Origin of the sequence: Flavobacterium luminosum (genome assembly GCF_023635005.1) — a bacterium.
Taxonomy (GTDB): domain Bacteria; phylum Bacteroidota; class Bacteroidia; order Flavobacteriales; family Flavobacteriaceae; genus Flavobacterium; species Flavobacterium luminosum.
The window spans coordinates 1-12864 of the sequence record NZ_JAMLJM010000006.1 but is presented as its reverse complement, the minus strand read 5'-3'; the positions used below and the strand labels follow the sequence as shown (position 1 = coordinate 12864).

The window sequence follows — 12864 nt, the reverse complement described above, 5'->3', positions numbered from 1 at the left end:
TAACCCCAAAACTGTTATAATAACTAGGTAGTATTTGATTATAAAATCAAAAGTGCTTCACTAGTTAAGAATAGCTGAAAAATACAATATTAAAAATGAAAATATTAGCCAACGACGGTATTTCAAAAAGTGGTATTGCTCTTTTAGAAAATGCCGGATTTGAAGTCATCACTACCAAAGTAGCACAAGAACAAGTTGCCAATTTCATAAACAATAATCAAATAGCAGTTTTATTAGTACGAAGCGCTACTAAAGTTAGAAAAGAACTTATCGATGCTTGTCCTAGCCTAAAAATTATAGGTCGTGGAGGCGTAGGTATGGATAATATCGATGTAGATTATGCTATTTCCAAAGATATTCAGGTGATTAATACACCGGCCTCTTCATCTAACTCTGTGGCCGAATTAGTTTTTGCTCACTTATTCTCAGGAGTTCGTTTTTTGAATGATTCCAATCGAAATATGCCTTTGGAAGGCGATACCAAATTCGATCAATTAAAAAAAGCATATGCCAACGGAATCGAACTCAGAGGCAAAACCCTTGGAATTATTGGATTTGGACGTATCGGTCAAGCAGTAGCTAAAATGGCTTTAGGATTAGGCATGAAAGTAATTGCTTCAGATACTTTTGTAGGTAAAGCTACCATCACTTTAGAATTCTATAACCACCAATCGATAGTCTTGGAAATCGAGACAGAGCCTATGGAAGATTTATTAAAACATTCCGATTTTATCACCTTACATGTACCTGCTCAAAAAGAAGGATATGTGATAGGGAAAAATGAATTTGATGTAATGAAAGACGGTGTTGGAATTGTTAACTGTTCACGTGGTGGAGTTATCGATGAAGTTGCCTTGATTGAAGCCCTAGACCGTAAAAAAGTATTCTTTGCTGGATTAGATGTTTTTGAGAACGAGCCTACCCCAGCCGTGCAAGTTCTAATGCATCCACAAGTAAGTTTGAGCCCGCACATCGGTGCTGCTACGGTAGAAGCACAAGATCGTATAGGAACCGAATTGGCTGAGCAGATTATCAGTTTATTACAACACGAGATTTAAAAAAATTGCTTATATTTATTGTTCATTTTAAATCAAATAAACAATAAATAATGACAGGAATTACAGATTTAATCCATGGTGATTTAGGAAAGGAGATTATCTCCGGTATAGGCAATCAGGTAGGAACCTCTGAAAATGAAACCACTGCTGTTTTGTCTTCGGCATTACCTTCTTTAATAAATGCTATGCAAAATAATGCCTCTTCAGAACAAGGTGCTCAAGGGCTACTAGGCGCCTTGCTTGGAGGTCAACATGAGAGTTTGCTCGATAATTTAGGAGGATTATTACAATCCGGAAATCTAGACACCAACGATGGTGGGAACATTTTAAATCACGTATTAGGAGAAAACCAATCGGATTTAGAAAACAAAATCAGTCAAACTACTGGTGTAAGTAGTGATAAAATAGCCCAAATTCTAAAATTAGCTGCCCCTGTACTAATGGCATTTTTAGCCAACAAAGCAAAAAGTGGCGAGGTTCAAAGTGGTAACGATTTAGGGAATTGGCTTGGTGGACTATTAGGAAACCAAGGAAATCTTTCGGGAAATGGTTCTCTGTTGACTTCGGTATTGGATCAAGATGGAGATGGTCAATTAGGAATTAATGATGCTGTAACTGCCGTATCAAAAAAAGGCGGACTCGGAGGATTATTAGGAAGCTTATTCGGAAAAAAATAACGATACAACCACGCCATTGCGCGTGGTTTTTTAATACACAAGACTCATGAAAACTATAATTGCAATTGTATTTGTTGTAGCATTGGCTATATCTTGTAAAACAAAACCTCTAACCGATGATTCCCATCAGCAGGCGAATGCTAAAGTTATTAAAGGCGACACGGTAACCATCAGCAATGAAGAAACCGAATATGAAGTGATTATTATCGATCCTGGATTTACTAGTTGGTTATATAGCAATGCGTTACCAAGAGGTTTTTATTCCCTTGAATATCTAGAAAATAAAAATCAATGGTATGTGCAAGAATGGAACCGAAGAGTAATGCAACCCCAACGCTATGATCCTAAACTGTACGAAATGACTATAGATTACGATTCGAATACTCGCTATGGATACGAAGTAAATTACCTTATATACAACTACATGGTGTACTTTCAGAACAAATACAAACAACAGTTACACGGCTTTGTACCCGCCCGGTAATTTAGTATATTTGTGGCATGAAAAAATTGAAAGAACGCTGGGGTGTACAAAGTAATACTCAGTTAGTTATTATTTTTATTGTTTTTGCTATTACTGGATCTACTTCGGTATTGTTTTCTAAACCTATTTTAGACTTCTTAGGAATCAGTAGCGACAGTATGCCTTATTTTTTCTATTTGATTCTTAAAATCATTATCGTTCTTCCGGTTTATCAGGTATTGCTGGTTGGCTACGGCTTTTTGTTTGGTCAATTCCGTTTTTTCTGGGAGTTCGAGAAAAAAATGTTGCGTAGTATGGGCTTAGGATTCCTACTTAAAAAATAAAAACATTACAGTAAGAGCCTATTACTTACTATGTTTTCGATCCTGAAAATATTCATACATCCAAGTAATAGTAAACGTTGGAATAAAATCCAATCCTGGAATCAATTCTTCTATAAAAGCAATAACTCCGCTTACTTTACCTACGGTACCTTTGTATAGGATAGACATTACAATTCCCGCTACAGGTGCCCAAACTATGTCTAGTGTCTCTCCCAATAATGGAATAGCATAAGTAAGCATCCCAATTGCATCAAACAATAATCCCAATAGTAACTTACCCGTTGTTGCCTGCGGTTGATACTTCAAAGAATCGACATGGGTTTCTTTTGCCATTTATTTGTGTATTTTGATAATTATTAAATAGCAAAAGAAATGCCAAATTACTATTTCAATTTGTCTTTGAATTCTTTTCTTACTTTGTCAATCTTTGGTGTAATGACATAATGACAATAAGATTTTTCTTTGTTTTGGTTGTAGTAATTTTTGTGGTAATCTTCCGCTACATAAAAAGTACTCGCTTTCGATACTTGTGTTACAACCTTTTTACCAAAAGCCTCTTCTTTATTCAACAGATTAATGTATGCTGAGGCTTTTTCTTTTTGAGTTTCATTGGTGTAAAAAATTTCACTGCGGTATTGTGTACCCACATCTGCTCCTTGTCGGTTTAGTGTAGTAGGATCGTGAGTAGCGAAAAAAACTTCCAATAATTCTTCATAACTAATTTGATCAGGATTAAAAACAATCTTCACCGCCTCGGCATGACCTGTAGTTCCGGTACATACTTCCTCATACGTAGGATTCGCATTCTTTCCGCCTATATAACCGGGTTGAATACTTTTGACTCCTTTTAACTCTAGAAATACCGCTTCAGTACACCAAAAACAACCACCGGCAAAAATAGCCGTTTCTGTTCCTTTGGTAGACTCTGTTATTGTTTTATCCTCCATGTTTTCAACTGGTTTTGTTTTCGATTCGCAACTCATTGTGAGTAATGAGCCTAGAAATAGCAATAGTGTTTTCATAACTCAACTTTCAATCAAAATTAAAAAATTAGTACCGACACTCTAAATTCTTAACGAAACTTTATCAATAGTTTCGCAAATTGGCGCGACTTGAATTTTTCAAAACCCAAAAATCTTTGTTTCTTTGTACAAATTCATTCGGATGATAAAAGCTACAAACATTCAGAAATATTACGACCAACTTCAGGTATTAAAAGGAGTTAACCTGCATATTCAAAAAGGAGAAGTGGTTTCCATTGTGGGTGCTTCCGGAGCCGGTAAAACGACTTTATTACAAATACTAGGAACGTTAGACAAACCTTCTATGGCAAAAGGAACGTCCTTAGAAATTAATGGAGAGGATATTTTAAAAATGAACGATAAAGCCTTATCAAAATTCAGAAATCTGAACTTAGGTTTTATTTTTCAATTTCATCAGTTGTTACCCGAATTTACTGCTCTAGAAAATGTTTGTATTCCTGCTTTCATTGCCAAAAAAAACAAGCAGGAAACCGAAACCGAAGCCAAACGATTGTTAGAGTATTTAGGTTTATCCCACCGCATCCATCACAAACCCAATGAAATGTCCGGAGGGGAACAGCAACGTGTGGCGGTTGCGCGTGCATTAATTAATAAACCGGCAGTTATTTTTGCCGATGAGCCTTCAGGTAATTTAGATACTCATTCGGCCGAAAACCTACACCAGTTATTTTTCAAACTACGCGACGAGTTTGGTCAAACCTTTGTTATTGTAACTCATAATGAAGAATTAGCCGACATGGCCGACCGAAAACTCGTGATGATTGATGGAGACATCCGACGAGAAATTGCCAATCCAATAGTTGAAGAACCCGAGACTCAAACCGACCAAATATAAGTGGACCTAAACGAATTGAAAGAATTTCTGGATGAAAAGGTAGCTCAATACAACCATCCTGATTTTATAGAAAGTGATCCTATTCAGATTCCGCATTCCTTTTCGGTAAAAGAAGATATTGAAATCGCGGGTTTTTTGGCGGCAACTATTGCTTGGGGAAACCGCAAGATGATTATCGGTAATGCTCAGAAAATGATGAATTTGATGGGAAACTCGCCTTATGACTTTGTTATGTCGCATTCCGAGGCACAATTAGAATCCCTAAAAAACTTTGTCCATCGAACGTTTAATGGTCAAGACTTCATCACGTTCATCAAAGGACTGAAACATATTTATCAGAATCATAACGGATTAGAGACCATTTTTTCGAGAGAAACACCCAATCTACAACAGACGATTTCCGAATTTAAGCAATTGTTTTTTGAAATTCCCCACGCCCCGCGAACAGAAAAACACCTTTCCGATCCATTGAATGGTTCCGCAGCAAAAAGAATCAACATGTATTTGAGATGGATGGTCCGAAACGACAACAAAGGCGTTGATTTAGGAATTTGGAACAGCCTCTCCCCTGCACAACTTTCTTGTCCGCTGGATGTCCATAGCGGGAATGTCGCTCGAAAACTTGGCTTGTTAACCCGAAAACAAAACGATGCCAAAGCTTTAGCCGAATTGGATCATAACCTCAGACTACTTGACCCCAACGATCCCGTAAAATACGATTTTGCTTTATTTGGTTTGGGTGTTTTTGAAGGGTTTTAAACATTTGACAGGGTAAGTTCAAATCATCTTCTGACAGGATGTTTTTACATCTGAAATCTATTAAAGTTTTACTTTCAATAAAAAAGACTTAACACCAATATTTAAGTTAGTTACTATTTATTACTAGGTTGCTTTTTTATTAAACAATCAGCCTTTAGAAACGATGTAGTTGAATGCTTCACTTACCTCTAAGAATTGAGGTTTCCAATACTGCTTCATATTTTCTATCTTTGCCCTATTAAATCTAGAACATGATTCCACAAGAAACCATAGTTGCTTTGGCTACACCTTCTGGTGCGGGCGCGATTGCTGTAATTCGATTATCAGGAAAAGATGCAATTGCTATTGCCAGTCAGGTATTTCAATCGGTTTCCGGTAAGGATATAAGCCAACAAAAAAGCCACACGATTCATTTAGGTCATATTGTAGAGCCTTCAACAAGCTCAGGACAAGCTGGAAAAGTGTACGACCAAGTATTGCTTTCTATTTTCAAAGGTCCAAATTCGTATACTGGTGAAAATGTGGTCGAAATTTCATGTCATGGATCTACTTTTATTCAACAACAAATTATACAATTACTCCTTCGCAAAGGGGCTAGAATGGCTCAAGCCGGGGAATTTACCCTCCGCTCTTTCTTGAATGGTAAAATGGATTTATCGCAAGCAGAAGCGGTGGCCGATTTGATTGCATCCGATAATGAAGCGGCACACCAAATTGCCATGCAGCAAATGCGCGGTGGTTTTAGTAATGAGATTGCCAAATTGCGAGAAGAGTTACTGAATTTCGCTTCTTTAATCGAATTGGAATTGGACTTTGCCGAAGAAGATGTCGAATTTGCCGACAGAACACAATTTCATGATTTACTGGAACGAATTGAATTTGTTTTAAAACGTTTGATTGATTCCTTTGCCGTAGGAAATGTGATTAAAAACGGTATTCCAGTAGCCATTGTCGGCGAGCCTAATGTGGGGAAATCGACCTTATTGAATGCTTTATTGAATGAAGAACGTGCCATTGTTTCCGATATTGCCGGGACCACACGAGATACCATTGAAGACGAATTGGTTATTCATGGTGTTGGCTTCCGATTCATTGATACTGCGGGTATCCGTGAAACGAAAGATGTGGTAGAGAGTATCGGAATTCAGAAGACGTTTGAGAAGATTGAACAAGCGCAGGTAGTTTTGTATTTAGTGGACGGTTTACAGCTAACCGCGAACGGTCAACTGGATTCTTTTATCAATGAAATTGGAAAAATACAAAATCAATATCCTCAAAAATCATTGATTGTTATTATCAATAAAAAGGATTTAATCCCAGCAGAAACCTTACAAGCTATAAATAATAGACTTTCCACTTTCGAAGAAGAACTGGCAACCGCAAACCGTAAACTGTTTACTATTTTTATTTCTGCCAAACAAAAAACGGGTATAGAGGAATTGAAAAACATGTTGCTTTCTTTTGTAAACACTGGAGCACTAAGAAACAATGAAACCATAGTCACCAACACCCGTCATTACGATTCGTTATTGAAAGCATTAGAAGAGATTCAGAAAGTGAAATGGGGCTTAGATTCAGGGCTGCCTTCGGATTTAATGGCCATTGATATACGCTCTGCCCTACACTACTTCGGAGAGATCACCGGTGAAGTAACTAACGATGAACTTTTGGGCAATATCTTTGCCAACTTCTGTATCGGGAAATAAATTACGATTGTAACCTTACTCGAGCGATTTCAACGTTATTTTTTTAGGTTTTATTATCTTAACACGAATACAATAACCTTTGATTACATGATTATAGGTATAGTTGTTTTATTTCTCTCTCTTGAGTGTAGGAGTATTATGAATGACACACCGATGTGACGTTATTCAAGAGAATTTCTATTGGGATGAATGAGTATTAAAGATATTTAAATACTTTGTACCTCTTTTATCTGGAAAGGTTTTGGGGTTTCGCTTTAAGCTATTGATTTTGGGGTAAGGAACGGCTTAGGACGCTTTTCTGTAACTGAGTGGCATACGAAAAGGCTCAAGCTCTTCTAGGGGAATGCCTGTGTAGGTTGCGTATTCACTGAACGTTATTTTGCACCTTTTTTCTGTTTTGTTAAAAAATACGCGCATATCGCTTAATTTTTGAGAAGCGGTACGTTGCGAACATTCTTCTATTTCTATAATGTCTTTAGTCGTGATGCAAATTCTTAAATTTCGTTTTAACATGGCTCATAAACTTTTTCTTATCCCTATAATTCTTCATATTTCTCATTTTTTTCATGTTTTTATTTGGTTATGGTTACAAAATTAATAATAATTTAACACGTTGTTTCCTTAACTTTTCAACAACAGGAACGAGTTATTCACAATGCAGCAAAATCAATAGTTTTGAGAGGGTAATTGCCATAAAAGTTGCTCTTTTTTGAACATTTGAGGTGTTTTTTAGCATTTATCGATGAATGACACAGTTGTTTTTTCACTATCAATTCATGGTTGTACTATCGCTAAAATATCTTTGCTATACCGCTACTATACCGCTACCATACTTCTGGCATACACTATGCATACTCTATTAATACACTCTTCATACACTAGGCATACACTCGACCTCCATTATCCTTTGCTTTTACCCTATTCTTAGTTGTTTTTAATTGTTTAATTATCAGTTTATTAGCTTCTTTTTTGTGCAGAAATGGCAATTGTTTCGATTTTTGGCAGTTTTTGCGTGTATTGTATCATTTTATGAAAAAGAAGGCAATAGTTTTCCTGAATGGCAGTATTTACAAGGGCTCCCTGAAAACGCAAATACCTTTGTGTCATTATTAATTTATAATCCATTTACATTATGGCAAAATTGAAAAGCTTAATTAAATTAGAAGGTACGATGGAAGATCTTACTTTCTACAAAGGTGCCGAGGGGTACTTTGTGCGCACCAAAGGTGGTGTGAGTAGAAACCGAATTTTGAACGACCCTGCGTTTGCTCGAACCCGAGAGAACGGAGCTGAGTTTGGCAGTATTGCTGCTTCGGGTAAATTATTGCGTACGGCATTGGGGCCAATGGTATTTCGAGCGAAAGACAGTAAACTGACGAGTAGGCTTGTGAAGGTTATGGGACAAATTAAGAATTTGGACAGTGTGAGCGCTCGTGGGGCGAGAAATGTGGCAGAAGGATTGAACAGCACCTCCTCTACTACTATTTTGGAAGGATTTGATTTTAATGCCCGTGCTACCTTGGGCAGTGTACTGAACTCGATTGTTTCGGTGGATACGGCTACTGGAGCAGCCAGTATTGCAGCGTTTAACCCCTTGGAGCAAATGCGTAGTCCTGAAGGCGCCACGCATTTTAGTTTGCAGGTTGGTTTTTTACGTATTGATTTTGCCACAGGCGCTTATGAATTGGCACAGAGTGACAAGGAGGTCTTTGCCTTAGCTCATGGCATGATTTCCCCTGTATTAACTCCTGCTACTGTACCTACGACAACGGGTACCGGAATGCATTTTATCTTGATTGAGTTTTTTCAGGAGGTTAATGGTGTACCCTACCTATTGAACAATGGTATTTTTAATGTACTTAATTTGCTGAAAATTAGTTAGTATGAAGTAGTGTTCAAAAAGCTGACAAAAAACACACCCTGCCAATACTGGTGGGGTGTTTTTTTGTTTAAGGATACGTTTTGTTATTTGTTGGGTCACCTTTTCTGTGGATATTTTGAGTTTTAAATTCGCTGATTATTAAAGTTGTAAGAATGTTCTTTTTTCCTTATGTTTGAAAAGATACAATAAGCCTTACAGAAAATGTTAATTGAACCACGCAAAGCCTTAAATAAAGCTTTTTTAAAAATAAAACCTAATCGCACTGGGATTGAATTATTTAAACAAAACTTAATTCTACTTTTAGACAGCATCAAAGAAAAAGAATCGGAGGAGTTTCACAAGAATTTGATTTCAGATTTCTTGAAGAATACCTATTACTCTCCTAATCATTTCATCAATACCAAAGGGCGAAACGATTTAGTGATTCATACGGGTAAAGAAGCGAAAAGTAATGTTGGGGTAATTATTGAAGCGAAAAGCCCGAGTAACAAAGTGGAAATGCTTTCGCAAAAGAATCTGAACAGTAAGGCATTGCAAGAATTGGTATTGTATTTCTTGCGTGAGCGTATTTCCCATAAAAATTTAGAAGTAAAAAATGTAGTAGCTACCAACGTAAACGAATGGTATATTTTTGATGCGCAATTGTTTGATAAACTCTTCGCTCAAAACAAAAGCTTGGTAAAACAATTTCAAGACTTTGAAGAAGGCAAACTTTCGGGAACGAATACCGACTTTTTCTATAAAGAAATTGCCAAACCATACATCGAAACTATTTTAGATAAATTAGAATACACGTATTTTGATTTAGCTACTTACGATAAAATTCTTCGCAATAGCGACAAGCAAGACGACACGAAATTGATTGTCTTGTACAAATTATTGTCGCCAGAGCATTTGTTGAAATTGTCGTTTGCCAATGACAGCAATTCCTTAGATAAAAACTTTTACAACGAGTTATTGCACTTAATTGGTTTAACCGAAACCAAAGAAGGCGGCAAGAAGCTCATCGAACGCCCAAAAGCAGGACAACGCCAGGCGGGTTCGTTATTGGAAAACGTGATTAACCAATTGGATAGTTTAGATAAATTATCCCGTTTGCCGAACGTAAAACAATATGGCGACACACACGAAGAACGTTTGTTTACCGTTGGTTTGGAATTGTGTATTACGTGGGTGAATCGTATTTTGTTTTTGAAATTATTGGAAGCGCAATTGATTAGCTACCATAAAGGCGATAAAAGTTATGCCTTTTTGCACAAAGACTTGTTACACGATTATGACAATTTGAATGCGTTGTTTTTCACGGTTTTGGCTAAGAAACCCGAAGAACGCAACGACCGTGTGAAAACCTTGTTTGCTAAAGTACCTTATTTGAACAGTTCGTTGTTTGAACCTACTGAGTTGGAACATCAAACCTTGTTTATTTCGGGATTAGAAGACGATATACAGCTGCCCTTTTTAAGCGGAACGGTTATCAAAGATGCCAATGGTAAAAAGTTAACAGGCACACACAAAGCGATTGACTATTTCTTCGACTTTTTAGACGCTTATGATTTTGCCAGTGAAGGAAGCGAAGACATACAAGAAGACAATAAAACCTTGATTAATGCCTCGGTATTGGGCTTAATCTTTGAAAAAATAAACGGCTACAAAGACGGTTCGTTTTATACGCCAAGTTTTATTACCATGTATATGTGTAAGGAAACCATTAGACGTGCTGTGGTGCAAAAGTTTAATGAAACCAAAGGTTGGAACTGCGAAGACTTTGAGGCGTTATACAATAAAATTGAAGACACCAAAGAAGCCAATGCCATTATTAACAGCGTAAAAATATGCGACCCAGCGGTTGGTTCTGGACACTTTTTGGTTTCGGCGTTGAATGAAATGATTGCGATTAAACATGATTTAAAAGTGTTAACCGACCGCGATGGCAAACGTTTAAAAGAATACCAAGTTGACATTGTAAACGATGAATTAATTATAACCGATGAAGATGGAATACCGTTTACGTATAACCCAAAAAGCAAAGAAAGCCAACGCTTACAAGAAACCCTGTTCCATGAAAAACAGACCATTATTGAAAACTGTTTGTTTGGGGTAGATATTAACCCGAACTCCGTAAAAATATGTCGTTTGCGTTTGTGGATTGAGTTATTGAAAAATGCGTATTACAAAACGGATGTCACATCGAGCGGAGTCGAGATGCTGGAAACCTTACCTAATATCGATATTAATATTAAATGCGGTAACTCGTTGATTTCTCGTTTTGGATTGGATGCCGATTTGAAAGAAGCGTTGAAGAAAAGCAAGTTAAAAATTGACGATTACAAACGTGCTGTGGACCAATACCGTAATGCCGAAAGTAAAGAGCAAAAGCGCGATATGGAAACCCTAATTTCAGAAATAAAGACCAATTTTAGAACTGAAATTAACCAAAACGGCAAAGAAATTAAAGAGTTACAAAAACTGAAATACGAGTTTAATGTAAAGTTTGAAAGCGCGCAACTTTTTGAAACCAAGCTAACCAAAGCCGAGCAAAAGGTTAAAAAAGATTTAGCGGATAAAATAGATAAAATTGAAACCCAACTTGAAGAAATAAAAAGCAACAAAATTTATGAAAATGCTTTTGAATGGCGCTTTGAGTTTCCTGAAGTATTAAACGACGAAGGCGATTTTGTAGGTTTTGATGTGGTGATTGGGAATCCGCCTTACATAAGCGTAAAGGACATTAATAAAATTGAAAAAGATTATTTCTTAAATAATTTTAGTTCTATTACAGGACAATTTGATTTATATCAAATATTCACAGAAAAATCATTTAATTTATTAAAGACCCAAGGTTCTTTTTCAATGATTACTTCAAACACCTTTATCTCTAATAAGGATGGAAAAAACTTTAGGAAATATTTAATTGAAAAAACAATTATTAATGAAATAATTAATTTAGATGAATCAGTATTTACCGATGCAAAGCTGGATGTCGCGGTATTTTCTTTTTCAAAATTAAATTCTAATAATTATTATTTAAAAATTGCAAATAATTTAAATGATTTTATAAATAATGCTTTTTTGGTCAAAGAAATAAAGTCAATAACCAATGAAAATTATGATTTGATAATTAGTTTTAGTGATTCTGATTTAGAGTTATTTAAAAAAATTGAGCTATTTGAGAAATTAGAAAATATTGTTCACATAAATAGAGGAATTGAATTTGGAGGAAATAATCCTGACTTAATTGATTCGCCAGCAATAAATTATTATCCAATTATTGTAGGAGGTGATATAGCAAAATACCAAATTAAAAGAATTAACAAATACTCTAAATTTGATTTTAATAATAAATCAGTTTATAAAGACTTTGGGTTATATCAAAATCCAAAAATTTATATTCAAAGAATAAGGAATCTTTCTTTAAAAGATAGAATAGTTGCTACAAGTTCTAATGAAACTATTCTTTGTACTAATACCCTTAGAATATTATCCTTAAAAAAGGACTATAATATATCTGCCCTTCTGGGGATTTTAAACTCTAAATTGATTAACTATTTTTTTAGAAAGAAATTTAATAACAAAGATATATACGGTTATCAATTAGCACAAATACCAGTAAATATAGAAAATGTGTTTTCAACTAAAATTTCAATGATAGTCGACCAAATCCTTTCTCTCAAAAAAGACAACCCAGAAGCTGATACCACTGCCTTAGAGCGTGAAATCGATACTTTAGTTTATCAATTATACAATCTAACAGACGAGGAAATTGCCATAGTAGAAGAAGCATCAAAATAAAAAGTATCGATTCGTGAATACCTAAAAAAAACAATAAAAATGAATGAACAAATTGATTTTATGGTGTATGAGTTGTATGGGTTAAGTGAGGAGGAGATAGGGATAGTAGAGGGAAGTTAGATGCTGAAACGAGATGCTGAAACTAGTTCAGCATGACAAAGATGGAAGAGATGCTGAAACAAGTTCAGCATGAACTGTGTTTATTTCCAAATTTATTTTAGTTAATTTTCACTGAATAATATTCTTTTTTTGTTGCAATCGCAAAAGCTTGTTTTAATAATTTGTTTACAACTGCAATTAATGCAAGC

11 protein-coding genes are annotated in these 12864 nt (G+C 35.7%); 9 read left to right on the top strand and 2 right to left on the bottom strand.

The features are described from left to right. The first annotated feature begins 95 nt into the window (after nucleotides 1-95). The 4 genes from NAT50_RS08640 to NAT50_RS08625 are packed head-to-tail and all read left to right on the top strand — an operon-like array spanning nucleotide 96 to nucleotide 2542. Entirely contained in the window at nucleotides 96-1058 is a 963-nt protein-coding gene (locus tag NAT50_RS08640; RefSeq protein ID WP_250592877.1) for a D-2-hydroxyacid dehydrogenase, read from the top strand. Nucleotides 1059-1108: 50 nt separating this feature from the next. Next, a complete protein-coding gene (locus NAT50_RS08635; RefSeq protein WP_250592876.1) occupies nucleotides 1109-1735 on the top strand; it encodes a DUF937 domain-containing protein in 627 nt (208 codons plus the stop codon). Nucleotides 1736-1781: 46 nt separating this feature from the next. Continuing rightward, nucleotides 1782-2219, top strand: coding sequence for a DUF6146 family protein (locus tag NAT50_RS08630; RefSeq protein WP_250592875.1), 438 nt, complete (start codon nucleotides 1782-1784; stop codon nucleotides 2217-2219). Nucleotides 2220-2236: 17 nt separating this feature from the next. Beyond that, on the top strand, nucleotides 2237-2542 hold the full coding sequence (locus NAT50_RS08625; RefSeq protein WP_250592874.1) for a DUF6787 family protein: 306 nt from the start codon (nucleotides 2237-2239) through the stop codon (nucleotides 2540-2542). Between the two features lie 21 nt (nucleotides 2543-2563). Here NAT50_RS08625 and NAT50_RS08620 read toward each other — a convergent pair whose 3' ends face one another. Together NAT50_RS08620 and msrA are read right to left on the bottom strand one after the other, a co-directional pair. Continuing rightward, nucleotides 2564-2875: a hypothetical protein gene (locus NAT50_RS08620; protein ID WP_250592873.1), complete on the bottom strand. Its 312-nt coding sequence runs from the start codon at nucleotides 2873-2875 to the stop codon at nucleotides 2564-2566. 50 nt (nucleotides 2876-2925) lie between these two features. Next, nucleotides 2926-3489: a peptide-methionine (S)-S-oxide reductase MsrA gene (gene msrA, locus NAT50_RS08615; protein ID WP_250592989.1), complete on the bottom strand. Its 564-nt coding sequence runs from the start codon at nucleotides 3487-3489 to the stop codon at nucleotides 2926-2928. 217 nt (nucleotides 3490-3706) lie between these two features. Here msrA and NAT50_RS08610 point away from each other — a divergent pair, with 217 nt between their 5' ends. From NAT50_RS08610 to NAT50_RS08590, 5 genes are all read left to right on the top strand, one after another. Then, nucleotides 3707-4420 carry an ABC transporter ATP-binding protein gene (locus NAT50_RS08610; RefSeq protein WP_250592872.1) on the top strand — a complete coding sequence of 238 codons (714 nt, stop codon included), beginning with the start codon at nucleotides 3707-3709 and terminating at the stop codon, nucleotides 4418-4420. Beyond that, a complete protein-coding gene (locus NAT50_RS08605; protein ID WP_250592871.1) occupies nucleotides 4421-5179 on the top strand; it encodes a TIGR02757 family protein in 759 nt (252 codons plus the stop codon). It begins immediately after the preceding gene. Between the two features lie 251 nt (nucleotides 5180-5430). Further along, nucleotides 5431-6885 (top strand): tRNA uridine-5-carboxymethylaminomethyl(34) synthesis GTPase MnmE, encoded by a 1455-nt coding sequence (gene mnmE, locus NAT50_RS08600; RefSeq protein WP_250592870.1) that lies wholly within the window; start codon nucleotides 5431-5433, stop codon nucleotides 6883-6885. Nucleotides 6886-8134: 1249 nt separating this feature from the next. After that, nucleotides 8135-8767 carry a hypothetical protein gene (locus tag NAT50_RS08595; RefSeq protein WP_250592869.1) on the top strand — a complete coding sequence of 211 codons (633 nt, stop codon included), beginning with the start codon at nucleotides 8135-8137 and terminating at the stop codon, nucleotides 8765-8767. Between the two features lie 201 nt (nucleotides 8768-8968). Further along, nucleotides 8969-12556, top strand: a complete 3588-nt coding sequence (locus tag NAT50_RS08590; protein WP_250592868.1) for a DUF7149 domain-containing protein — start codon at nucleotides 8969-8971, stop codon at nucleotides 12554-12556. Nucleotides 12557-12864: the final 308 nt, after the last annotated feature.

What these genes read in the sequence shown, in the direction of transcription:
- NAT50_RS08640 (WP_250592877.1), top strand. Translation starts at nt 96, where the DNA reads ATGAAAATATTAGCCAACGACGGTATTTCAAAAAGTGGTATTGCTCTT.
- NAT50_RS08635 (WP_250592876.1), top strand. Translation starts at nt 1,109, where the DNA reads ATGACAGGAATTACAGATTTAATCCATGGTGATTTAGGAAAGGAGATT.
- NAT50_RS08630 (WP_250592875.1), top strand. Translation starts at nt 1,782, where the DNA reads ATGAAAACTATAATTGCAATTGTATTTGTTGTAGCATTGGCTATATCT.
- NAT50_RS08625 (WP_250592874.1), top strand. Translation starts at nt 2,237, where the DNA reads ATGAAAAAATTGAAAGAACGCTGGGGTGTACAAAGTAATACTCAGTTA.
- NAT50_RS08620 (WP_250592873.1), bottom strand. Translation starts at nt 2,875, where the DNA reads ATGGCAAAAGAAACCCATGTCGATTCTTTGAAGTATCAACCGCAGGCA.
- msrA (WP_250592989.1), bottom strand. Translation starts at nt 3,489, where the DNA reads ATGGAGGATAAAACAATAACAGAGTCTACCAAAGGAACAGAAACGGCT.
- NAT50_RS08610 (WP_250592872.1), top strand. Translation starts at nt 3,707, where the DNA reads ATGATAAAAGCTACAAACATTCAGAAATATTACGACCAACTTCAGGTA.
- mnmE (WP_250592870.1), top strand. Translation starts at nt 5,431, where the DNA reads ATGATTCCACAAGAAACCATAGTTGCTTTGGCTACACCTTCTGGTGCG.
- NAT50_RS08590 (WP_250592868.1), top strand. Translation starts at nt 8,969, where the DNA reads ATGTTAATTGAACCACGCAAAGCCTTAAATAAAGCTTTTTTAAAAATA.